Annotated in this window: 18 protein-coding genes; 7 read left to right on the plus strand and 11 right to left on the minus strand. The window is 46.6% G+C overall.

From position 1 onward, the window contains the following. Nucleotides 1-84 precede the first annotated feature (84 nt). Entirely contained in the window at nucleotides 85-384 is a 300-nt protein-coding gene (locus QUA36_RS25990) for a hypothetical protein (RefSeq protein WP_333459571.1), read from the plus strand. A gap of 1 nt (nucleotide 385) precedes the next feature. Here the strand turns inward: QUA36_RS25990 and proB are convergent, their stop codons facing one another. The 8 genes from proB to QUA36_RS26030 form a co-directional block, all read right to left on the minus strand. After that, nucleotides 386-1,579 (minus strand): glutamate 5-kinase, encoded by a 1,194-nt coding sequence (gene proB, locus QUA36_RS25995; RefSeq protein WP_333459572.1) that lies wholly within the window; start codon nucleotides 1,577-1,579, stop codon nucleotides 386-388. A gap of 75 nt (nucleotides 1,580-1,654) precedes the next feature. After that, nucleotides 1,655-2,176, minus strand: a complete 522-nt coding sequence (locus QUA36_RS26000; RefSeq protein WP_333163740.1) for a YqeG family HAD IIIA-type phosphatase — start codon at nucleotides 2,174-2,176, stop codon at nucleotides 1,655-1,657. Nucleotides 2,177-2,325: 149 nt separating this feature from the next. After that, a complete protein-coding gene (gene mltG / locus QUA36_RS26005) occupies nucleotides 2,326-3,450 on the minus strand; it encodes an endolytic transglycosylase MltG (RefSeq protein WP_333459573.1) in 1,125 nt (374 codons plus the stop codon). Nucleotides 3,451-3,697: 247 nt separating this feature from the next. Next, complete coding sequence (locus QUA36_RS26010) at nucleotides 3,698-4,276, minus strand: DUF3727 domain-containing protein (RefSeq protein ID WP_333163746.1); 579 nt, start codon at nucleotides 4,274-4,276, stop codon at nucleotides 3,698-3,700. A gap of 313 nt (nucleotides 4,277-4,589) precedes the next feature. After that, nucleotides 4,590-5,051 (minus strand): Holliday junction resolvase RuvX, encoded by a 462-nt coding sequence (gene ruvX / locus QUA36_RS26015; RefSeq protein WP_333459574.1) that lies wholly within the window; start codon nucleotides 5,049-5,051, stop codon nucleotides 4,590-4,592. Nucleotides 5,052-5,315: 264 nt separating this feature from the next. Continuing rightward, on the minus strand, nucleotides 5,316-6,647 hold the full coding sequence (locus QUA36_RS26020) for a GNAT family N-acetyltransferase (protein ID WP_333459575.1): 1,332 nt from the start codon (nucleotides 6,645-6,647) through the stop codon (nucleotides 5,316-5,318). 191 nt (nucleotides 6,648-6,838) lie between these two features. Further along, complete coding sequence (locus QUA36_RS26025; RefSeq protein ID WP_333459576.1) at nucleotides 6,839-8,020, minus strand: F420-0:Gamma-glutamyl ligase; 1,182 nt, start codon at nucleotides 8,018-8,020, stop codon at nucleotides 6,839-6,841. A gap of 28 nt (nucleotides 8,021-8,048) precedes the next feature. Then, on the minus strand, nucleotides 8,049-8,192 hold the full coding sequence (locus tag QUA36_RS26030) for a hypothetical protein (protein ID WP_333459577.1): 144 nt from the start codon (nucleotides 8,190-8,192) through the stop codon (nucleotides 8,049-8,051). Nucleotides 8,193-8,714: 522 nt separating this feature from the next. On the opposite strand from QUA36_RS26030, the gene QUA36_RS26035 reads away from it, so the two are divergent. After that, nucleotides 8,715-9,866 (plus strand): hypothetical protein, encoded by a 1,152-nt coding sequence (locus tag QUA36_RS26035; RefSeq protein WP_333459578.1) that lies wholly within the window; start codon nucleotides 8,715-8,717, stop codon nucleotides 9,864-9,866. A gap of 491 nt (nucleotides 9,867-10,357) precedes the next feature. Here QUA36_RS26035 and QUA36_RS26040 read toward each other — a convergent pair whose 3' ends face one another. The 3 genes from QUA36_RS26040 to QUA36_RS26050 all read right to left on the minus strand — a co-directional run bounded on the left by QUA36_RS26040 (nucleotide 10,358) and on the right by QUA36_RS26050 (nucleotide 14,908). Continuing rightward, entirely contained in the window at nucleotides 10,358-11,098 is a 741-nt protein-coding gene (locus tag QUA36_RS26040) for an SIMPL domain-containing protein (RefSeq protein WP_333459579.1), read from the minus strand. A 673-nt stretch (nucleotides 11,099-11,771) separates the two neighbouring features. Continuing rightward, nucleotides 11,772-12,812, minus strand: a complete 1,041-nt coding sequence (locus QUA36_RS26045; RefSeq protein WP_333459580.1) for a glucokinase — start codon at nucleotides 12,810-12,812, stop codon at nucleotides 11,772-11,774. Nucleotides 12,813-12,847: 35 nt separating this feature from the next. Further along, the gene (locus tag QUA36_RS26050; RefSeq protein WP_333459581.1) at nucleotides 12,848-14,908 is read right to left on the minus strand and encodes an amylo-alpha-1,6-glucosidase; all 2,061 of its coding nucleotides are present in this window, start codon (nucleotides 14,906-14,908) and stop codon (nucleotides 12,848-12,850) included. 315 nt (nucleotides 14,909-15,223) lie between these two features. Between QUA36_RS26050 and treZ the strand changes: the two genes are divergently transcribed. The 5 genes from treZ to QUA36_RS26075 all read left to right on the plus strand — a co-directional run bounded on the left by treZ (nucleotide 15,224) and on the right by QUA36_RS26075 (nucleotide 24,461). Next, nucleotides 15,224-17,047 carry a malto-oligosyltrehalose trehalohydrolase gene (gene treZ / locus QUA36_RS26055; RefSeq protein WP_333459582.1) on the plus strand — a complete coding sequence of 608 codons (1,824 nt, stop codon included), beginning with the start codon at nucleotides 15,224-15,226 and terminating at the stop codon, nucleotides 17,045-17,047. Nucleotides 17,048-17,280: 233 nt separating this feature from the next. Continuing rightward, nucleotides 17,281-20,076, plus strand: a complete 2,796-nt coding sequence (gene treY, locus QUA36_RS26060) for a malto-oligosyltrehalose synthase (RefSeq protein ID WP_333459590.1) — start codon at nucleotides 17,281-17,283, stop codon at nucleotides 20,074-20,076. Nucleotides 20,077-20,615: 539 nt separating this feature from the next. Further along, nucleotides 20,616-22,532: a molecular chaperone DnaK gene (gene dnaK, locus QUA36_RS26065; protein ID WP_333459583.1), complete on the plus strand. Its 1,917-nt coding sequence runs from the start codon at nucleotides 20,616-20,618 to the stop codon at nucleotides 22,530-22,532. 198 nt (nucleotides 22,533-22,730) lie between these two features. Then, nucleotides 22,731-23,243, plus strand: coding sequence for a DUF4112 domain-containing protein (locus QUA36_RS26070; RefSeq protein ID WP_333167333.1), 513 nt, complete (start codon nucleotides 22,731-22,733; stop codon nucleotides 23,241-23,243). Between the two features lie 609 nt (nucleotides 23,244-23,852). Next, nucleotides 23,853-24,461 (plus strand): PadR family transcriptional regulator, encoded by a 609-nt coding sequence (locus QUA36_RS26075; RefSeq protein WP_333459584.1) that lies wholly within the window; start codon nucleotides 23,853-23,855, stop codon nucleotides 24,459-24,461. Nucleotides 24,462-24,652: the final 191 nt, after the last annotated feature.

Consider the following 24,652-nt stretch of genomic DNA (forward strand, 5'->3'; position numbering starts at 1 on the left):
AGAGTTGAATTCCTTGACGGGGTAGATTCATATATCTCTTTTTTTGTCAACTTCTAATACTGTACCGACGCTCTAGCAGTGGTAATGGAATTACAGCAAATTAACCAAAAAGAATCTCTTGATTTTGGAGGAGGTTATGGGGGTTTAGAAAATTATCACCTTTTAAACACGCCAGAGATGTTGGAAGTTTTAGCAGAGATAAAACTTACTAATGCGGAACGCCAAGCAGCTTTAGAATTAGCACAAAATATCTTTGAACTGTTTACAGAAGCGATGAATGAGCTGTTCCGACACAGCCAAACACATTCTTGCAAGACTGTGCTGCAAATATCCTCAATTTCTACCTTCGCTCATTGCCCGATCGACTGTCTCGATATTTGTTAGTTTAAACAATCACTAAATTATCTCGGTGTACCGCCGTTTCTACGCCTGCATAGCCTAAAATCTCAGCAATTTTCTCTGACTTGCAGCCCTGGATTTGTCTCAATTCTAAACTGCTATAATTCACAAGTCCTCTAGCAATTTGCTTACCGGCTGCGTCGCACAACTGCACGGAATCATCAGCTTGAAATTCTCCTTCTACTTGAGCAATACCCGCCGCTAAAAGCGATTTTCCCCCGTGGGAAATTGCCTTGACAGCACCCGCATCTAAGTATAGTTTTCCTGCCGGAATTAGCACGTTAGCTATCCAGTGTTTGCGAGCGTTTACAGGGCGCGGTTGAGGCTCGAATTGAGTGCCGATCGACTCTCCGTTAAGTATTTTCTCGATATTACCAGGAAAGCAGCCGTCAGTTATGACAGTCCGTACTCCCGATGCAGTTGCTATTCTGGCTGCTTCAATTTTTGTCACCATTCCGCCGGTTCCCCAACCGCTGCGGGAATCTCCTGTTTGCACCTGAAATTCTGTGAGCTGTGCCATACTTTGGACTAGGGCGATCGGCTGCGCGTCGGGATTGCTGCGCGGATCAGCCGAATACAGCCGATCGACATCTGTGAGCACAAACAACCAATCTGCTTCTACCAAACTCGCCACCAGCGCCGAAAGCGTGTCGTTATCGCCAAATTTAAGCTCGTCTACGGCTACGGTATCATTTTCATTGACGATCGGAATCACGCCCAATCTCAGCAGTTGCCCAAAAGTATTGCAAGCGTTAACATAACCGTTACGCTGCACTAAATCGCCCCTGGTGAGCAATACTTGAGCGATCGGCTGTTGTAGAGTAGTAAACAAGTCATCGTACACACGCATCAGCCGCCCTTGGCCCACAGCCGCCACAGCCTGTTTCATAGCCATGTTTCGCGGGCGTTCCGTCAAACCCAAGCGCGCGCAGCCAACTCCAACCGCACCCGAAGAAACCAAAACTACTCGATGGCCTTGCTGCCGCAAATCAGCTAAAATTTCGACCAATGCCGCAATAGTTGAAAGAGCTAAGTTTCCTGTAGTCGATCGAGTCAGAGTTGAAGTTCCAATTTTAACAACAATAGTTTTAGTCTGTTGTCTGTTGACTGTTGACTGTTGACTGTTGACTGTTGACTGTTGACTGTTGTCTGTTGACTGTTGACTGTTGACTGTTGCCATTAGTTACCAATTCCCAATTCCTAATTACCAATTCCCAATGCCCAATGCCCCATGCCCAATTCCCGATGCCCATTTTTAATCTTTAATTTTCAGAGAAGCCCCCAAAGCTTGAGAAACCCAAACTTCAAAAGAGCGCACCGGATACTTGCGAAGTGCATACCCAGCATCAACCATTGGTTCCACTAAAATAGTGAACATACCCAAACGATTGCCTGCTAAAACATCAGTAAAAAGTCGATCGCCCACCATCGCCACCTGTTCCACCGGCAAATTCATTGCAGTCACTGCTGTTCGCAACTTGCGGCGCGACGGTTTAGCAGCACCCGTGATGTAAGGTAGATTCAAAGAATCAGCAATTCGACCGATCCGATTTTGACTTAAATTATTGCTTGCCAACCATAGCGATACCACGGGTCTAATTTCTTGTACCCACAAGCTGAGCTCAGGAGAAGCATTCATTGCCGTAATGGGAACAAGAGTTTCGTCCACATCCAACACTAATCCTTTAATCTGATATTCCTGCAGAATATCAGCCGTTAATTTCATGACTGAATCGCCTAGAACTAAGTCAGGCTGTAGTAATTTACCCCAAGTCATAATGATTTTAGATTTTAGATTTTAGATTTTAGATTGAGAAATAAGAAATTGGGAGTTAAAGATTGAAAAAGTAAAAAACCAAAAGTGAATAATTATGGCTTTTCCTTTGTTACTTTTGACTTTTTACTTTTTTATTAGTCATTGCCAATCTATGGATTCGATCGCAACTGCTCGTCAACTTTAGCAATCGCAGCATCGTGTTCCGCCTGCGTGCGGCTAAAAATGTGAGTGCCGTCGTATCGAGCCATAAAATACAGGTATTCTGTATTTTCGGGAGTCAGAGTCGCTTCCAGACTTGCGATTCCCGGAGATGCGATCGGAGTTGGGGGTAGTCCTGGATTTATATAAGTATTGTAAGGAGAAGGCGTTTCTACTTGCTTAAAAGTCAGAGGCTTTTCCTTAGTTTGCCTGATGCCAAGAGCATATTCAACTGTCGGGTCAGAACCCAACGTCATACCCTTTTTCAGACGGTTGTTGAACACTCCAGAAATGCGGTTCCGCTCGGAAGCAACCACAGCTTCTTTTTCTACAATACTCGCCAAAGTCACCCATTCTTTGAGAGAGAGCTTCGTATTATTCTGATTTTTTTGATATACCGGCAAAGCTGTCTGCTCGAAACGGGTGAGCATTTGTGTGATCGCAGCTTGAGGAGTAATTCTATCGCCGTCTAGCTGATAAGTATCCGGGTACAAAAAACCTTCCAAATGAGGCAATCCGCTCGGCAGCCAAGGGTATTGAGCGTAAGGAATTTGACTCGCAGCCACCATAAACTCCTTAGCTGGGAAAAAACCTTGCGCTTCAAAATAAGTGCTCATTTGTTGCAGCGACCACCCTTCTGGAATCGTGAAACTCTGCTGTACGACTTCGCCCTTCCAAATTTTGTCAGCAACTGCACTCAGAGGCTGAGTCGGCGACAGTTGGTAAGTTCCTGCTTGAAAACCTCCCTCCCGGTTTTGCAGAGTCATCCAGCGGGCCCACATATTCCATGCCGAGCTCGATCGAATCAACCCCGCGGCCTCTAAATCCCGGCCGATTTTTTGACTGGGAGTACCCTCCGGGATTTGGATCGAAACAGCAGCATCTTCTGCCGGATTCCCCGATGAGGATGTGATTTTAGGCGGCGCCGAAGCCCAGCTCCACCAAGCCCAGCCTTGCCAAGCGCAAACTCCCCAGATTGCCGGCAGCAATGCCAGATAAAACAACCATTTAGAGACTTGCGGAGTACCTTTTCGGCTCTCGCGCGTGCTGCCTTTTGTCATTTGTTCTTTATTCATAGTCCGTTGTCCTGGATAAGCGGCGGTTAACTAGCGACTAATGACTGATGACCTGCGATTGATGACCGAAAAGTTACGAATACAAGCCCTTTAAAAGACCCAATTCACGCGGCCCAATTCAAAAGCCCGATCGCGAAGGCAGAAGCTGCCATCTCGAAAAAGTTCGATCGGGCGAGCAGTTTACTTTTTTATAAAATAGTAAAAAATTCTGCTTTTTGCCATCAGGGCTTGTGCCTGCAATTAATATCTAATCAAGCTCGTCAAAGAACTGGTCTTCCAGCATAGGTAACATCGGTTCCAGCCTTTGGAACTCTTCTTCTGAGAGCAATTCTGGCTTACCGTCGTCATCCATTCTAGCCAAGATAAAGAACGGGTCTAGAGGCGTATAAATCGCATATTCCTGTTCTTCGTGGTAGAAACTGGTCAGCCACATCAGCTCCTCGAACTCCGACTCCTCATCTGGATCGACATCAGATGCCATATCCTCTTCGGGAAATTCCGGCAATTCGCCAACGACAGTCAGCGTCACCGCCGTGCGTCGGAGTGTCAAGTTCTGCTCTTGCAGAACAACTTTAGCGGTATCAAAAATTTTGTCGATTTCGGTTTCGTCTTCTACAGGAATTGCTGCTTCGTCGTTATCGTCTCCGTGCCATGTAAAAATTTCTACTGGCGAGTCAATTGGAAGCAGCAAAGCGTATTCTTGACCTTCTAGGTTCATAGAATATTCTATGTTGCAAGTCAGCGATCGCCCAACTTCATCCGTCAGGGTGACGGACTCTTCGTTGGAATTGCCATTCTCTTTTTTGCGGTATGGGGATGAGGACATCGCGTGTATCTTAGTTTTCCGTCAATAATTCAGTAACGTTTGCTTGACAATGGGGAATTTTCGTGGCGATATTCTGGCTAAGTGGGCGATCGCCAGTCCACAAGCTTAAACCGCGAGACTCGCTGCCTTTTCCACAGGCGAGGAGTGCAGCGTTTAAATCTCAGTCGAGTCAGCAACCGACACTGAGGACAAATCACGATTTTGTGCTTCTTTACTACCGAGGGTACAGCAGAATTTTCTCCAGTTTGTCAAGGGTTACAGGTGTGCGTAGCAAACTTGCACAACCAGGATATCACGCCTCTGTTAAAAGCTATCAAGGATTGGGAAGGGCGGAGATATTTTGCCTCCGCTCGTCTAGCCACTGCTGCAAAATCAGGGCCGCTGCTTTGCGATCGATCGAACCCTTATTATTTTGCGACGGCGAAATCCCTGAAGCTTTCATCAATTCCTCTGCCTCAACCGAAGTCAGACGCTCGTCCACGTACTCTAGGGGGATCTCTAGGGCTGTGGCGATGCGATTGGCATATTTCTGCACCTGTCGGGCTTGAGCACCCAATTCTCCGCTCAGGGAGTAGGGCAAGCCTGCCACCAAAATTTGCACTCTCCGCTCTCGCACGAGCGCTCGGAGATAAGCTACGTCTCGATCAAAGGACGATCGTACCAGTGTTGTAATGCCCGTAGCTATTAAACCTGTGCCGTCACACCCAGCGATGCCGACTCGTTTGAGGCCGATATCTAATCCCAGAGCTGAAATCCATAATTTATCTTTGGACATGATCAATCAAGCAATTTTAGATTTTAGATTTTAGATTTTAGATTTAGTGTTTTTTCGCGTAAATAATCTTATTTAACTAACCGCGAAGACGCTAAGGACGCAAAGGAATAAGAGAATAAAGTAATAAGAAGATAGGTAATTTTAAGTTGATATCAATCAAAAGCAGAAGGGAATTTTTGGGAAGATGACAGAAAAAAAAGTAATTTATTGGATGATTAATTCTATTTTTTTCTGCCTTCTACCTTTTACCTTCTCTTTCACTTATTAAGAATTGAGTTCTCCCGGCCAGCCGCCGTCTAGAGGCAAATCCGACAAATTTAGGGGCAAAATGCTGCTGCCATCAGTTGCTGCTGATTCGGAATTTTGGCCACCCAAAGGGTTAACTTGATTAGCTTGGCTGTTTCCTGAGTCAGCCAACAGTGGTTTTATCTCCGAGGACGCGGGCCCTGCTGTGGCTTCCCCAGGCATCGGGCCGAGCCAGGACATCCGGCCGGGTACGGGTTTGCGAGTTGGCTGGAAGCTTTGCAACATTTCTGATAGCTGGAGTCCTTCGAGAGAGACCAACTTGGACTCGCGCAATTTGTGCCACACCGATCGAGACATCAGCAAGCTGTGTTCCACGCGCACTGCTCCAAATTGCTCTAAATAAGCTTCCCGTTCCGGCTGATAGTCAGCGGAAGCCAGTTGCAGGCTTTGAACCGGGAAATCTTGAACAAGGCGCGCCATCTGGGACAGCAGTTCTGGGTAAAGCCAAGTGTAGGCGGGGTGTACAGTCAACTGGGCGACGTGCGGTTGTTGACCATTGCGGGATAGCTGCACCTGAAAATAGCCGATCGCGGCTTTGCGCTGCGGTTCAAACACGTAGCCGCTGACTACCTCGGTTTTGCCCAGCCACTGTCTGACACCTTCGACTAAAGCGCCCAAAAAACTGGTTTTGAAATCTTGAAGGTGGCGATCGAATACTTGGCGCACCAGCGGCGGCATAGACGCGGTATCCAGTTGGTAGAGCAACTGAGCGTCTGCGTTACTGACGGGCAGCAGGTTGGGCAAATCTGGCGTCGAGCTTGCCATTTCTTGCAGGCGTTCTGGGGCGATCGTCCAGTATGTCATCTGCGCCAAAGGCTGAAACCCGTTTTGCCGATACAAAGCCAAGGAAGTTTTGTCGCCGACATTCACTTCCAACAGCCACGTCCGCGCCTCCCAGACTGCCTCAAAGCAGTACCGCAGCAGCATGGAACCAATTCCTTTGCTGCGGGCTTCCGGGTCTACTCCTATGCGATCGATCCGCCAAGTGCTGCGGGTGCGGTTGAAAGGAGAAATCTGAATTATGCCCTTAACGCTCCCCTCTTCTTCGGCAACGTGGGCACGGAACAGGGACTGACAAGGGTTGGGAAACAAGCTAAAAATCTTTAGTAGTCCGTACCAGCGACGAATCTGCTGCAACTTTCTACCTAGTACCACATCGCAGCTTGCGCCCTTGCGGTTTTCTGGCTCTTCGGCTGTTTCCGCGCACAGTTGTTCCATCACCTCGATGTCGCGATACTGAAACGGGCGAATCACAACCTGGTTTTGGTTTTGGGAGGGAAATGAAGTCATAGCATAAAAGTGGAGAATGGAAATTTAAAAATAAAAATTCAGAAAGGGGAAGAGTTAGGGAAGTTTTGAGTTTTGAATGGGTAAATTTTGAGTTCAAAACTTATAACTTTTGATTCTTCTCCCTTTCTTGCTCGATCGAAAATTAAAAATTTCAAATCATCTTTTTGAATTTTTAATTTTCTGTTTTCAACTCAAGATTTTTGTGGCAGAGGTCGAATTACAACGACCGGTGTTCGCTCGTCACCATTCCCGGCGGGGTTGCTTCGCAAGGCTTGCTCTAAGAATGTTACCGATAAATCGGAGGTCGCTGCTAATATCTTAACTGCTTTCAAGTCATTAGCGTCTACGATCGCCGCCGCAAGTCCGGTTTCTCGTTGAATTTCTTCTACAACTTGCTGGGGATTGTCCGGGCCTAGGACAATAAATTGGTCGAAGGGAGGCAAAGTCCCGGTAACGTCGTCGATCAGCCTGGCTTGTTCCCCTGCAAGTTGGTAAAAGACTCCCGGTTTGCCAAATATTTTGGCCACAGCGCCGATCGCAAATGCCGCTACTACGCGCCAAGGGCCGACTACATCAACCAACGTCTGCATTCCGCAAGCCGTGGCTAAACTCGACGTGGGCAAGAAAAACAAACACACTCGCTTTGCCGCCCATCCTGGTTTGACTTCGCTGGGATGGCGATAGCGTCCCTGCATCAAAGCTAGGGGAGTTTCTGCCAAGGCGACAATATCGCCTTTCTGGGCCCGCGGCAGCACGTACCGCTTGACAATTTCGACGGGATTGTCCAATTCCGCCAGTATGTGAGTGCGAATCGGCAAGACTTCTGCAACTCCGACATTTCTGGCAATGGGTACGGTGTCCGAGTTGGGAAATTGCAGCGGGACTACTACGTTACGGACTTTGGGGATGCGCCCGCCCGGGCCGTAGGTGACGAAATGTACTTGCACCCAAGCTGACTGCAATTTGGTTAAATCTTGCCCTTGAATGTCTACAGAAACTTTAATTTTTGTGTTTTTTTGGGCTTTAACAATATAGCCGAACCAGTAATCGTCTGCTCTGGCTGCTGCCTCTTTGTGGCAAGGAATCACCTTTGTCTGAGAAGTAACGCCATCCAAACTTCCGTCTGACAACAGTTTCACCTGTGCCCGGACTTCCGGCAACATAATCTCAAACCGCTGTGTCAGGTTGCGGAACTCCATTTCCCCGACTAAAAGATAGCGGTTCGGTTCGGAGATGGCTAAGTGCCATTCTCCGGCTGTTAGTTCTAGTTTATTTGCACTCCCAGTCCGGCGATAGTTCAACTCTAGGCCCAATCCGCCCAATGCTAGCAGCGAACCGGCTGCTGCGATTCCTGTTGCTAAAGTCTCAATCACTCTAATTACCGCCCATAATAATTTCTGTTTACTTTAGTCGATCTCTGTCACTTCGATCGACGATCCGGTAGTAATTGAAGTTTTGGGGGTTGTTGGAGGCGATCGCACTTAGCCCAATTACACGTAAGTGCGATCGGGATTCTGTGGCTAAAGCGGTCAAGTTGCTGTTCAAAGAGCTCTCCTCGTGAGTTAGATCACTCCAAAATCTGGCATTACTTAATCAGGGTATGAAAAAAAATCAGTTGAAAATCCCGAATCTTTGTGGATACTGGTTTCTCTGACTTGCATATTTAGCCTTTCCGACCGTAAATCTGCAACCTCTACAAAACCAATCACTTAATTCAATAATTTAATAGCTAATTTTTTTAAAGATATATATTATTTAAAAATAATGTTAATTTATAAGCTGGCTCTCGACATCTTTTTATAATACTTATTAATCATTTAATCTGTAAATAAGTCTGTATACATGAGTTATTTTTGCATCGCTAAGCTAAGACTTTGCCAGATGTGCGATCGCCCGCCTCCAGCTACTTCCAGGCCGAATGAACAGCGAGCCGCTAGCACCTTAGTGGTTAGTACCTTTAAGAATCTACTTCTTAAGTAACAGTCCAAATCTAGTTCTTAGGCAGGAGATTTTCTGAGAAGTATATAGTTAGCCTAGTAAATGTAGCAGTAATACCCAAGGATATCTATGACTGATAATAAGCAGCCTTTTAACCAACCTGAAGCCAATCCTAACTTCCGGGAAAAGAATGTTGACAATAGCGAAAACGCGCAGCTTCAGGCTCAGACTAACGAAAATGCAGAATCAAAGGAAGAGCAATCATCAGGCTCAGGCCTTGGTGCGAGGATAGCTGGAGCAGCAGTCGGTGGTGTACTCGGTGCTCGCTCTGGAGGAATTATTGGTGCTGTAGCAGGCTCAGTTGCTGGCGCTATGATTGGTAAAGGTACTGCTGATACTGTTAACCGTGCTGTAGATAATTTAGGGGATGCAGCACACGCTGTAGCAGACGGTATTACACACACTGTAGAAGACCTAGGGACAGTAGTAAAGGAAACTGCTGAGGAAGTTAAACCCTCTATCAAAGCTACAGCAGAAGCAGTCAAGGAGACTGTTGAGGAAACCAAGCCTTCGATTAAAGGTATAGCCGAATCTGTCAATGAGACAGTTAAGGAAGCCAAGCCTTCTGTAGTAGATGCAGTCAAGAGCGCATCCGAGGAAGTCAAACCTACAATTAGAGAAGTAAAAGATTCAGTCAAGCAGACAGTCGAAGGTGTCAAGCCTTCTATACAAAGTGCAGCGGACTCTATTAAGAGTACGGCCGACGAAGTTAAGCCTTCTGCCAAAGCTGTAGCTCAGGAAATTGAGGGTGCCACTAAGGATCTTAGATCCACTGTAAAAGATACAGCGAAGGCAGTGGAGCCATCTATAAAAAGTGCAGCCGAATCGCTTAAGTCATCTGGCAAGAGTGCAGCGGAATCAATGAAGTCATCTGCTCAAAGCGCAGCCGAATCTGCTAAAAGTGCAGCGCAGGATGTTAAGCAGGATGTTAAGTCATCTGCCCAAAATGCAGCCGAATCTGCTAAAGGTGCAGCGCAGGATGTTAAGTCATCTGCCCAAAATGCAACCCCATCTCCTCAAGGTGCAGCGCATGATTTTAAATCATCTGCCCCAAATGCAGCCGAATCTGCTAAACGTGCAGCGCACGATGTTAAGTCATCTGCCCAATATCTAGCCGAATCCACCGCAGAAGAAAATCAGGATAGCGATATTCACTTCTCCGGCAGTCCTGAACTCAAGGACAAAGTGGTCATTCATGACAAGAGAATCAATAAGGAGTAGGTAAAGTAAGGGCTTAACTCCAGCTTGTTAAAGCTAGCGCTAAGAGACTTTAACAGAGAGTGGATCTGAGAAAAGAGTCCACTCTTTTATGTGTATGAGGAATGCGATCGCCTAGGGTTTAACAGAGAGTCTATTTATTGAGGAACTCTCCCACTGAACAAGGAGAGATTCCGTTCATAGTTAATAATAGGTTGTAGCCATTTGTCGTAACTGTAACTCAGAGCGCGCCACTTAATGTTTCCTTAGATAATTATGAATTTTTCCACCGAATTACTTAGAGGGAAACTTTGTTTGGCGCTAAAATTGTTAAGGCTTTGATTGTTGTGGATCTTCCGGGCGAAGAGGGGGAAATATTTGTGTTGGACGCGAACAATTTCTAGACTACTGGCAGAAGTGGTTAAAACTGCTAAAGTTTTTTGTAGAAAAAGCTGCTTGATAAATCGAGAAATAGTTAGGGTCAAGCTGAGGTGGCCAGTTCAACCCCTAACTATTTAATATCCAATTTGCAAAGTCACAGAAGCTTCTACCTGCTGTTCCCCTCCCACCACAGGCGTTGTAGCATCAGCAGCAGCAGCGCGAGCACCAGCCAATTGCCGATACATGGGAGGCGGCGCGCTAGCGCCGTTGACTTGAATGCCCAGAATCTCTCCCCGCTTCAGGTTGAGCGCGCTAAAGACTGCATCCGCTTGCGCTTGAGCATCTTGAGTTGCTTTTTTGATTGCTTGTTTTTGAGCTTGTTCGATCGCACTTTCGGCGGCGGCAAAACTCACACCATCGATGCGTGTGGCTCCGGCATTCACCGCATCGTCGAGCAAAGTGCCGGCAGATGCAGTATTAATCCGAAAACTGACGGTATTTGTCGCCGTATAGCCAGTTAAGCGTTGCTGATTGTTTTCGTAGCTGTAAGTCGGGCTGAGGGTGATGCCGGCAGTTTCGAGTTTTTCGACTTGGCGCGATCGCAGCAACTCTACCACAGCGGACGATCGTCTTGCCGCTTCCTGCTGCACCTGGGCCGCCGTTTTCCCCTGCACCTCAACCCCCAGCCGCACTTGCGTTTGAGTTGTAGGAATCGCTTCCACACCCCGCCCAGTAACACTCAACGTTCTGATCCGCTGTTCTTGAGCCGCCGCCGGATCTAATCCTACGAAACTGACGAGAGTTAAGGTTAAACACAACGCTGTTAGCAGACTACGGAAATTAATGCGATCGCCACGTTGCAAATTTGAACTCATAAACTTGATTCTCCTCACATACAACAGATGCTATACTTTACTTTCCCACTGAAAATGCTAAATATCCGGCTTGTTACATTTTTAGCAACTAAAAAAATAGTCAGTAATTCTGAAGAAATTGTGAGTTATTATAATGTCCGCAGGACGCTCCACTAAAAAATCGGTGTTCTGGGCAAAATCCGAGGTTTGGCAATGATAAATAACGATAAATATAGAAACCCACCGGGTTTCTGAAACTGCCGGCACAACTCCTAATTTATTTTAATTTGAATTCTTAATAAATATTAACAGTAGTTAAGTTTTGTCCTATCTCATAGGTAGTGCAATTAAAATATTATGATTATAAATGTTGTCAATTGAATCGGTGAAAGCTGGCTCTGTTATTGACTCAAAAAGAGTATACAAGCCAATTCGATTTGTTCAAGTATACGATCGTCCGAAAGCTCGATCAAAAATTCACATTACGTTTTGCTCCGTTTTTCAACAGGTAGACATATAGGACGGGTTAGGGTGATGGGGTTTGGGTGATTGTAGCGATCGCCATGTGTCAGTTGGGTAATACCAATTTAATATGAAGCCGCATAGCTGACGGGGTGACAACCCCGTCAGGAATTCGCCAACAGTCTCTTTCAACCGCCGAGTAATCAATAAGATAACTTCTACTTGAAATCTCCTAAAGACCGGCCGCACAAACAGCCGCACCAATTAACCCTACATTGGGATTCAAAACCAATCGAACTGGCATCATTTCTAACAGCGAATCCATCCGGCCTTTGTGCGTAAAAGCTCGCATAAAACCCCCTTCTAGAATCAGCGGCAAAATCTTAGCAGCAATGCCGCCAGCTACGTACAAACCGCCGTAAGGTAACAGTGTCACAGCCAGATTTCCTGCCACTGCACCGTAGGCTTCTACAAACATTTGCATTGTTTGTTCGGAAAGCCGATCGCACTTTTTGAGGGCCGCCTGTGCAATTGTCGCCCCCGGATCGACAGTCTTCTCGCTTTTACCGATTTCTGACTCCCATTTGTTGATAACTTCCCCTATCTCCGGCGATTCAGGAGCAAACTTTCTGTCCCGCAAAAACTGGTAAATTGAAACAATCCCCTGTCCCGAAACTACACGCTCGATCGATATTCTGGGAATGTCGTGTTTTGCTAACAAATATTTCAGCAATTGAAACTCCAACTCCGAACGAGGCGCAAAGTCACCGTGTCCCCCTTCCGAAGAAAAAACCCTGATGCCATTTGCCTCGGGAATTCCAAAACAATTTCCCAAACCTGTACCCGCACCAATCACAGCAATTGGATCGTGTTGGCGGGGTTTTCCAACTTGCAAAGTGTGCAAATCTCGATCGTCCAAAGCCCACACGCCGTAACCAACCGCGACAAAATCATTAATTAAACTAACGTGTGATATTCCTAATTCCTGTTCCAGACGCTTCGCATCCAGCATCCAAGGCAAATTAGTCAGTTTTGCAGTGTTATTAACCACCGGGCCTGCGATCGCAAAACAAGCTTTTTCTGGCAATGGCGCAAAATCCAATTTCGTAGCAGCTTCCGTCAAAAACTGCTGCACCATCGGTACTAAATCGGGAAACTCCCCGCTCGGATAGCGAAACTCGTAAAGAGCGTTCATTTCACCGTTAACAGTCCTTTCCACTAAGCGCAAAATTGTCTTAGTTCCGCCAATATCGCCCGCTAATAATAATGCCATAAATCTCTTTTTCCACCAAAGATAACATTCCCCATTTAAACACCCACAGTATTAATTGCCAACCAAGCCCGCAGCACCTCAGCCACAGTCCAAGCTTGAGCCGTGCAGCCTCGCGGCGAGTGAGGGGCGTCGCCTTCAAAAATTTCGCTCAGACTGCCAACTCCGCCGGCTCTTATATGATGTGCCATCGGTTCGAGGAATTCGATCGCTTGTGCTGGGTCTTTGTATACGTGCAAGTGCGCCAAGACAAACGGGCCAATCAGCCAGCCCCAAACTGTTCCCTGGTGGTAGGCCCTGTCGCGCTGCAATTGGTCGCCTCCGTATGCACCGCGATACTGGGGGTGCTGCGGCGAGAGGCTGCGGAGGCCGACAGAAGTCAGAAGCTCTTGAGCGCAGGCGTCCACCACGCCGCGCTGCTGGATGGGCGTCACTAACGGTGTATAGCGGGTTTCCTGGCGCATCCCCGCTGACAAGGAGTTGGCGGAGTGAGGAGGAATCGAGTCTAGGGGCAGGGATACGGCGAATATTTGGTTTGGCCGCAGGGAGCTATCGTGTCCGTCTGGGCCGTCCAGAACGTCGTAACAGTAACCAGTTGAGACGTTCCAGAAGCGAGAAAATCCGGCGGCTGTTCGATCGCCTAATTGCTGGTATTCATTGTGAGGCTGGCCCAGTTTTCGAGCAAAACTTGCCATAGCTTGTATAGCATTGTACCAAAGCGCGCTGAGTTCGATCGGCTTACCAATCCGGGGCGTCACCACCCAATCGCCTATTTTCGCGTCCATCCAAGTCAGTTGCACACCCTTCTCGCCGGCGTAGATTAAACCGTCATCGGGATCGACGCGGATATTATACCGAGTTCCCTGTATGTGCCAATCAACAATCTCACATAAGGTCGGCCAGAGTTCGCTCAAAAGTTCGTCGTCCCCCGTGGCATCGATATAAGCGCGAATTGCCTCAAAGTACCACAGAGTGGCGTCTGCGGTGTTGTATTCCGGTGCGCCGCCCGCATCCGGGAAGCGGTTCGGCAGCATCCCCCGATCGACATACCGCGCAAATGTCCGCAAAATCGATCGCGCAATTTCCCATCGCCCGGTACAGATTGTGAGACCGGGCAGGGCGATCGTCGTGTCGCGCCCCCAGTCGCTGAACCAGGGATATCCGGCGATGATCGTTTTGCCTTGGGATTCCTCCGGTAGCGGGCGGCTGACGATAAATTGGTCGGCGGCTAGCACTAAGTGATTGATCCAGTCTGGAGATTCGCTCACTTTTGACCAGTTTTGCAGCAGTTGTTGGTCATAAGTGCGGCGCCATTCTAAAGCTGTACCGCCGTTGAGTTCGGTATTTTTCTCGGTGCTGGCTACCAATGTGAGAGAACTTCCCGGTGCGATCGTCATGTGAAAAGTCGCCGCGTGCAAGTGATCCTCGCAGTAGTCCAATCCGCGCCGCTTTTCGGCTGCTAGGTCAAATCCGTAATGCCAATTGTATAAAGGCGTAGAAACTCGAAAATTCGCCTCTGGTTCGGCATCCGTCAGCAGGTACAGGGGTGCAGACTTGGGAAATGCAGTCACGCAAACCCCGCGTTCCAAGGTTTGTAGGCTCATCTGCCAATCGCCGACGCTCGTGGTGTGGTGGTAGTCGCGATAGTTGATCAGGGCTTTGACAGCGAGGGCGATCGGCTGTGAGGCGCGGTGCAAGCGGTATTGAATATATGTTGTGTTAGCACCTTGCTGCATCCAAATCCGCTTTTCCAGGATAGCGTCGGCGAGAGCAAACCTCCAAACAGGCGTCGTGCCTTCGAGGTGAAAGCTTTCGATGTAGTTGTAGCCGTGGGGTTCCATCGTCGCGTCGGCCCAGCGGTTTGTATAAAGCGGATAGGCGCGATCGTGATACACAGCCGTCTCGTCCAGCTTGGCGAGCATCAAAGTGCGTCCCAGCGGGGGTTTGAGGGCGGCTATCAGCAAGCCGTGATAGCGGCGGGTGAGGAGATTTGCGATCGTCCCGCTAGCGTAACCGCCGATCCCGTTTGTGACCAACCACTCGCGAGATTCCGCCGAGTCGAGATTGCAGCAGATTTCCCGTCCAAAAGCCATAACCATAAAAACACACTCGCGCTGATTTTTGACCTACCTTTAGGTAGATTTTCGACATGATATCAACCAGAAATATTAACGCTTGCAGGCCGCTAATTTGGCGATCGCCCCCGTGCCGATTCATGCTCTAATTTAGACATAACCAACCGCTAATTTTGCCCAATATACAATTTTAGCCTTTGATGCCTCTGTCTAAAGTTAGTTGTTTGTTATATTAAGTAATATTACCGTCTAAACAGGCGCTGAACGTTAAGGGCAAGCATTTGATAGCGCGTCGGGCGATCGAACTACCAACCTATTTTATAAGGAGAACAGCTCAAAGTGAAGATAGGAGCAAATTATCTCGGCAATAACCAATGTGAATTTACCGTTTGGGCGCCCACCCTCAAACAAATCGCAGTCCAAATTGTTTCCCCAAAAAAACGCCTGATACCCATGCAACAATCTGCAGAAGGTTATTGGCAAACCACAGCTACAGACATCGAACCAGGAACCCTTTACACTTACCAAATCGAAGGAAAAACCGAGCGACCAGACCCAGCCTCAAAATATCAACCCCAAGGCGTACACGCTCCGTCGCAAGTAATAGATCAAAATATTTTTACTTGGACTGACACAAATTGGCAAGGCGTGCCGCTAGCCGAAATGATTATTTACGAACTGCACGTCGGCACATTCACCCAAGCCGGAACATTTGAAGCAATAATTCCCCAGCTAAAACAACTCAAAGAATTGGGAATCAACGCCATCGAAATAATGCCAGTAGCCCAATTTCCCGGCGAACGAAACTGGGGATACGACGGCGTATATCCCTACGCAGTTCAAAACTCCTACGGCGGCCCCGAAGGCTTCAAAACACTCGTCAACGCCTGCCACGAACACGGCATTTCAGTAATTCTCGATGTAGTTTACAACCACCTCGGCCCCGAAGGCAACTACCTCAGTCAATTCGGCCCCTACTTTACATCAAAATACGGCTCGATTTGGGGAGACCCCCTCAACTTCGACGACGCCTACAGCGACGGCGTGCGTAACTACTTTATTGAAAACGCCCTCTACTGGTTTCGAGACTATCACATCGATGCCATGAGATTAGATGCAATTCAAGCAATATTTGAAGTAGGTGCCAGACCTTTTTTACAAGAACTATCCGATGCCACAGCAGATATTTCCCAAGAAATAGGACGGCAACTTTACTTAATAGCCGAAAGTGACTTAAATGATGTCCGCACTATACGTCCCAAAGAACTGGGTGGCTTCGGATTAGACGCCCAATGGTGCGATGATTTCCACCACTCACTGCACGCCTTGCTCACCGGAGAAGACGACCGATACTACCAAGATTTCGGCAAGTGCGAACACTTAGAAAAAGCCTTCAAAGAAAGCTTTGTTTACTCCGGCCAGTACGCCCCCCACAGAAAGCGGAAACACGGCAATTCTGTTAAGGATGAACCGGGTCATAAATTTGTGGTGTTTGCCCAAACCCACGACCAAATCGGCAACCGCATTTTGGGAGACAGACTCTCCAAAATAGTTGACTTTGAAGGATTGAAACTCGCAGCCGGCACAGTCTTAATTTCTCCTTACATTCCCTTCTTTTTTATGGGAGAAGAATACGGAGAAGAAGCACCGTTTTTTTACTTCGTTTCCCACTCGGACGAAAACTTAATTGAAGCTATCCGCAAAGACAAACAACAAGAATTTAAAGCCTTTGAAGACCGAGGCGAGTTTCACGACCCCCAGAGTCCTGAGACTTTCGATAAGTGTAAGTTAAACTGGGAAAAACAAACCGAAGGCAAACACAAAATCCTTTGGGAATGGCACCAACATCTGATTCAACTGCGGCGGACAATACCAGCCCTTAAAAAACTCGACAAAAACAGTCTAGAAGTGTCCAGCATTGAAGCGGAAAAAATCTTATTTCTACGTCGCTGGAAAGATGACAGCCAGATATTCTGCATTCTAAACTTCAACAGGCAAGAGGTAGCTTTTACGGCTGCACTCCCCCAAGGCAAGTGGAACAAAATTTTAGACTCTGCTGATGAAAAATGGATGGGTTCAGGTTATAGCTTGCCTGAAAAGATAAATTCAGAGCAAAAATTGACCGTTAAACCGCATAGTTTTGCACTCTATGAATTAGAGTAATTAAAACGGGAGGCAGAGCCTCAAATACAGGCGTTCCCAGGCAGAGCCTAGGAACAAGCAACAGGAGGCAGAACCTATCTCGTTCTCAGCCTCTGTCGCGGAATCTAGTCCCACAAGAAACGGGAGGCAGAGCCTATCTCGTTCCCAGCCTCTGCCCGGGAATGCAGTAGAGGAGGCTCTGCCTCATATATTAAAAGAGAAAACCCTAAAAAACCAGGAGTAAAATTAACATGATGAGAATTCCCACAACAACTTATCGGATTCAATTTCATGGAGGTTTTAACTTTGAAGCCGCCAAACAAATCCTTAGCTATCTGGAAGATTTAGGAATTACCGACCTTTACGCTTCACCAATATTTAAAGCCAGAAAAGGCAGCTCTCACGGATACGATGTCGTTGACTCAAATCAGCTCAATCCCGATTTGGGAACATCAGAAAATTTTGAAGGTCTCACATACGAAATCAAGAAACGGAACATGGGGTGGCTGCAAGATATTGTTCCGAATCACATGGCTTACGACACTCAAAATTTGCTGCTGTTAGACGTATTGGAACACGGGCCAGATTCCGACTATTTTGATTACTTCGATATTGAATGGAATCACGCTTACGAGCATCTCAGGGGTCGAGTGCTGGCTCCGCTGCTGGGCAATTTTTATGGAGAGTGTCTGGAAAATGGCGAGATTCAACTCAAATACAGCGAAATTGGGCTAACCATCAATTATTATAGCTTAGAATTGCCAGTAAGAATTGAATCTTATGCTAAATTCATCAGTCATAACTTGGGGCATTTAGCCAGAGAATTAGGCAGACGCCATCCAGATTTTATCAAGTTTTTAGGAATTCTTTATTTAATTAAAAACACACCTTCAGAAACTAAAGGTAAAACCAGATACGATCAGATAGCTTTTGTCAAGGGACTGCTGTGGGAACTCTACAATCAAAATCCCCTTGTACAGGAATTTATCGATGAAAACATCAAAGTTTTTAACGGAGAAAAGGGAAATTCAGAAAGCTTTAATTTGCTAGACGAATTGCTTTCCGAGCAGTTTTACCGTCTGTCTTTCTGGAAAGTGGGGGCCGAGGAAATTAACTACCGAAGGTTTTTTACGGTCAACGAACTTATTTCGGTAAAAGTTGAAGAGATTAAAGTTTTTCATAAAAACCATGCTCTGATATTCGACATGGTTGATGAGGGAAAGTTTACCGGATTGAGAATCGACCACATCGACGGACTGTACGACCCCACAGAATATTTGAAACGCCTCCGAGAGAAAGTCGGAGACACTTATATTACTGTTGAAAAAATTCTGGAACACGAAGAAGATTTGCCGTCATATTGGCCGATTGAGGGAACTAGCGGCTACGACTTTTTGAATTACGTAAACGGCGTTTTCTGTCGGTGCGATCGCGAACAGCAATTTACCGAAATATATCAGAGATTTACTCGCTTGACCGTTCCCTACGAACAGTTGTTTTTAGATAAAAAAGGGCTGATTGTTGAGAAAAACTTGGCGGGAGACGTAGACAATCTAGCTCAACTTTTGAAGAATATTTCCGGTCAATCGAGACAGGGAAATGACTTTACTCGTCCCGGTTTGGAAAAAGCATTGGCGGCTGTTTTGACAATTTTTCCAGTCTACCGAACCTACATCAATCAAGACGGTTTGAGAGAGTCCGATCGCACTTACGTAAAATATGCGATCGCCCATGCCAAAGAACAAGCACCCAGACTCCTCAAGGAACTTAAATTTATCGAAACGGTGCTGTTACTGGAAGAAGAAGAAACCCTAACACCCGAACAAAAAGAGCAGCGCCGGCACTTTGTAATGAAACTCCAGCAGTTGACAGGCCCATTAATGGCAAAAGGCATTGAAGACACGCTTTTATACGTCTACTATCGGCTTTTATCCCTCAACGAAGTGGGAGGAAATCCCAGTCAGTTCGGCGTGTCGCTGGGAGATTTTCACGAGTTCAACCAACGGCAACAAGCCGCTTGGCCTCACAAAATGAATGCTACAGCTACCCACGATACCAAACGTGGCGAAGATGTGCGAGCCAGACTTAACGTTTTGTCAGAAATTCCCGATGAATGGGAACAGCAAGTCAGGTCTTGGAGAGAGGTAAACTCTTCTAAGAAAGTCAACTTTGTGAATCGAATGGTTCCAGATACTAATGACGAATACTTCTTGTACCAAACTCTGCTAGGCAGTTTTCCCTTTGAGGGAATTGAAAACACTGATTATGTCGATCGCGTGAAAGATTATGTCATTAAAGCTGTCCGTGAAGCCAAAGTTTATACGGCTTGGCTGAGACCGGATAACGACTACGAAGCTGGCTTTATGACCTTTGTCGATAGCGTTCTCGAACCTTCGGAACAAAATCCCTTTCTCAACAAATTTAAACCTTTCTGGAAAAAAGTAGCTAATTACGGAATTTTCAATTCTTTATCCCAAACACTGCTGAAAATCGCGGCTCCGGGTGTTCCCGACATTTATCAAGGGACGGAATTCTGGGATTTAAGTCACGTCGATCCGGATAACCGCCGTCCCGTTGATTTTGAGCGCAGAATCGAGGTTTTGCGGGAAATTAAAGAGCAAGCTCAGACGGATATTTTGCAACTGGTTGAAGATTTGATTGCGACGCGAGAAGACGCGAGAATTAAGTTGTTTTTGACGGCAAGAGCGCTAGAAGCGAGAAAAAAATACTTGCAAGTTTTTCAATCAGGCGACTATCTACCCCTGCAAGCAGTTGGCACGTTTAAAGATAATGTTGTTGCCTTTTCCAGAAGCTTTGGAGAGACTACCGTTATTGTCATTGCTCCCCGGTTTTTGACGGGAATTGTCAAACCGGAAGAAATGCCGATCGGCAAACAAGTCTGGAAAGATACTAATTTGAAATTATCCGAGCAAATGCCGTCGGTTTGGAAAGATGCAATTACAAATCAGGCGGTAGAAAGTAACGGTACGTTGGCAATTGGTGAAGCTCTCAGCTACTTTCCTGCAGCTCTGCTGATAGGTAAAAAATAGCAATGAAAAGCTGGAAAATTCAAGAATTTTCCGAGATTCCCAGCAGGCGGACTTGAGGCTCTCCCTCAATAATATATTCCTTCCCAGGCACAGCCTGGAAGTAAACGGCTAGGGACACGGCATAGTCGTGTCCCTTTTCAGAATTGATATTAAACCTGATTTGAAGTCAAAAAACCGATCGCCCCTACCAACCAAACAAAATTTATATACATAAGACGGCAAATACAACACAACGTATACGGTTTGCCACAATACCCGAATCCATCACACACCGTACATTGGGAAGAGTAAAGAAAAGCAGTCAACAACTGTAGCGGTGCAAGCCTCACGGATGCAACCGTCCCCCAACAGGTTCGGTAAATACCCCTTCATCGCAAGGTCTACCGCCCGCAGTATAGAGATAAGCACCCTATCGAAGACTGTATTAAAGCAGGACTCACTACCCGTAAACCGCGAGGTAAAATCGCAGTCCTGAATAACCAGACTATCGCACAGATAAGACACCAAAATTTTGTAGAGATTGGAGCCGGAACACCCCTATGGGAAAAGTAGTTGGAATTGACTTAGGTACGACAAACTCCTGCGTCGCAGTTATGGAAGGCGGCAAACCCACCGTCATAGCCAACGCCGAAGGGGGTCGCACCACACCTTCTGTAGTAGCATATGCTAAAAATGGCGATCAACTTGTCGGACAAATCGCCAAGCGTCAAGCCGTGATGAACGCCGAAAACACCTTTTACTCAGTAAAACGGTTTATCGGGCGTCGGGTTGATGAAGTAGCCCATGAAACCACTGAAGTTTCCTACAAAGTCCTCAAAGTTGGCAACAGCCTTAAACTGGACTGTCCCGCCCGCGGCAAGCAATTTGCCCCAGAAGAAATTTCTGCACAAGTTCTCCGCAAACTGGTAGAAGACGCCAGCAAATACCTCGGCGAAACTGTCACCCAAGCGGTAATTACTGTTCCCGCTTACTTCAACGACTCCCAGCGCCAAGCTACCAAAGACGCGGGAAAAATTGCCGGTATAGAAGTGCTGCGGATTATTAACGAACCTACAGCAGCAGCTTTAGCTTACGGATTAGATAAAAAGAGCAACGAAACCATCCTCGTATTTGACTTAGGTGGCGGTACTTTCGACGTATCTATTCTCGAAGTAGGCGACGGCGTATTTGAAGTGTTAGCAACTTCTGGAGACACTCACCTCGGCGGTGACGACTTCGACAAAAAAATCGTCGATTTCATCGCTAACGAATTCCAAAGAGCCGAAGGAATTGACCTCCGCAAAGACAAACAAGCACTGCAACGCCTGACGGAAGCAGCCGAAAAAGCCAAGATTGAGCTTTCGAGCGTTACCCAAGCAGAAATCAACCTGCCATTTATTACCGCGACTCAAGACGGGCCAAAACACTTGGACACGACTTTGACGCGGGCCAAGTTTGAAGAACTATGCTCGGATTTGATCGATCGCTCCCGCATCCCCGTAGAAAATGCGATCCGGGACGCCAAATTAGACAAATCTGCAATTAATGAAGTCGTCTTAGTTGGTGGTTCTACGCGGATTCCTGCGGTGCAAGAACTGGTCAAAAAACTCCTTGGCAAAGACCCCAACCAAACGGTAAACCCGGACGAAGTGGTCGCAGTCGGTGCAGCAATTCAAGCAGGCGTACTCTCCGGCGAAGTCAAAGACATCTTGTTGCTCGACGTTACTCCGCTCTCTCTCGGCGTGGAAACATTGGGTGGCGTGATGACCAAAATCATTCCCCGCAACACCACTATTCCTACCAAGAAGTCGGAAACTTTCTCGACTGCTGTAGACGGCCAAACAAACGTGGAAATTCACGTTTTGCAAGGCGAACGGGAAATGGCGAATGATAACAAGGATTTGGGAACCTTCCGCTTAGATGGAGTTCCACCAGCCCCCCGTGGCGTACCTCAAATTGAAGTTACTTTCGATATCGATGCTAACGGTATTTTGAATGTAGCTGCTAAGGATAAAGGTACTGGCAAGGAGCAATCGATTAGCATTACTGGTGCTTCTACTTTGCCCAGCAATGAAGTCGATCGCATGGTGAGGGAAGCCGAATCGAATGCTTCTGCTGACAAGGAACGTCGCGAAAGGATCGATCGCAAAAACCAAGCTGATTCTCAAGCCTATCAAATCGAGAAGCAGTTGGCAGAATTGGGCGATAAAGTTCCCGCTGATGACAAAACTAAGATTGAAGGGTTGCTTAAAGACTTGCGATCCGCGATCGAGAGTGAAGATGACGATCGGATCAAAACCTTGACAACAGAGTTGCAGCAAGCATTCTACGCTGTCAGCAGCAACCTGTACCAGCAAGCAGGCGGCCCGACTGACGGCCCTGGCGGCCCTGGTGGTCCTGGTGGCTATGGAGACGGCGGCCCCACTGGCGGCGGCGACGACGTGATTGACGCCGACTTCACAGAAGGCAACAAATAACAGGCTAAATTAAAAGCCCCCAGCTAGAAGCAAGAAACCCGGTTTTGAACAGAAACCGGGTTTCTGTTCGTTCAAAAACAAACCAAAGCCGATCGACTAAAATTACTAAAAATCTTGCTTGAGGCATAGACACAAAACTAGAATATGCTTTAATAAATATCATAAACTAGCAATAATATCGCAATCGAGAGCAATTAAATGTCACGTTCTCCTATACAAAATTCCTCCCCAAATACTCCCAGCCAATCTCATGTTGCATCCTTGCGCCGACTCCGCCGGATCAGCCATTTACTAGACAATGCAATTCCGATTCCCGGCACCAAATACCGCATCGGACTCGATCCGATATTGGGACTTATACCGGGCGGCGGCGATTTAATCAGTTCAATTTTTGCAGGATATGTTGTCTTCAAATCCGCTCAAATGGGAGTGCCTCAAGAGACTTTAGTAAAAATGGCAGCTAATATCGTATTTGATACAGTTGCTGGTACTGTACCGGTAGCCGGAGATTTGTTGGACGTTGCTTGGAAAGCTAATGTCAAAAATATAGAATTGCTGGATGCTCATTTAGGTTCCCCTGAACAAGGTAAAAAAGCCGATTGGCTATTTGTGGTGGCGTTAATGTTGGGTTTGATATTAATTGTCGGAGGCGTGATTTTCTTGAGTGTGATGCTTTTTGGATGGCTCTTTCAAGTAATTATAGGGCGTTAATTGGGGTTTAATGAGGAAGATAAATCACTTTCTTTGTGTCATATTAATAGCATATAATCGGGAAAATTTTTCATGAAAAATCATCTTTGAGGATGATTACGGGAATGGAAAAACATCTGGGTTAAACTACCCGTATGGTGCGTTGCTTTTTTGATGCCTCAACCAAGAGCTAACATCTCACAGATACGTACATTACAAACAGGGCGAGTGGAAACAAACCCAACACTTTTTTTACTGCAATACTTGATAAAAATAATAGGAGTATTAGCTATAAAAAAAACAGTGGCTGCAATCAATCTTCAATAAATAATAAAGTGTGTCAGGGTTGAAAAATTCAACCAAATCCTAACAATAAAAGTTCTGATTCTCTTGCCAAGAAGAGATATGTGGCAGAAATCTGAGATCTTGCACCATTCTCAAGAATAGGCTTTCCGACCTGTTCCACAATAAAAATCCCTCTGGATATTAAAAAGTATATCTTAAGTGTATTGACAAATATTATTTAATTTGCATCTAGCTGTAAATATTCTTTGAAACTAGGGATTGACCCGATCGCGCTTGAGTCCGATATAGTGATATAATGCAGACTATAATATCAAATTGATATAAATGCTTGAATTATCAGCACTTGGGCTGCTACAGTTGCAACCCCTGCACGGCTATCGGCTAAAGCAAAAACTGGAGCTGTTTATGAGCAGTTGCATCAGCGTCAACTACGGAGCGATTTACCCGCTGCTGAAACGCTTGGAAGAGCGAGGGGAGATTTCGGTAATAGCCGAAGAAGCCGGAGATGCGGGCTGTCCGCGCAAAATCTACGGAATTACCGCCAAAGGGCGCGAACTCTGGCGGCAAAAAATGCTCGAACACCCTCAAGAAAGCTGGGTTAACAGTGGTTCCCGGTTCCAAATCAAGTTTTTCTTTTTTGGCGACTTAGAACCGACAGAACGGCTGAAGCTATTGGAACACCGCTTGCGAGCCTGTTACACCCGGCAAGACTACATCGAAAGCCTCAAGAGCGAATACCCACTAACCGACGACTATCAATTTGCCTCTCGCGATCGCTGCAAGTCAGTTCTGGCGTCAGAGATAGAGTGGTTAACCGAGCAACTAACCAAGGAAAAAAGTCTGATCGCTCGAATGCGTGACTCCCCAACCTTCGCTGAGTCCGCCGACTCCAAGGGAAAATCCTTCCAACTCACCCACTCAGGTGAGTCATAAGAAGGATGTCTAATCTTCCCTGACATCGTAACTTTTGAGAAATAACAAGAAGCTTTCCTAAAAAGAAGCACTCCCTGGCTTGGCTAACTCCGATCGGACTAAAGCCCTGCACATACCCCAACCTCATTAAAAAGGTACTTTCCCGATTCCATCCTGTTTAAAATCGCTTGTCCTTATTCCCCCATGTTTGA

It is taken from the genome of Microcoleus sp. Pol10D4 (assembly GCF_036701555.1).
In the GTDB taxonomy this organism is placed as follows: domain Bacteria; phylum Cyanobacteriota; class Cyanobacteriia; order Cyanobacteriales; family Microcoleaceae; genus Microcoleus.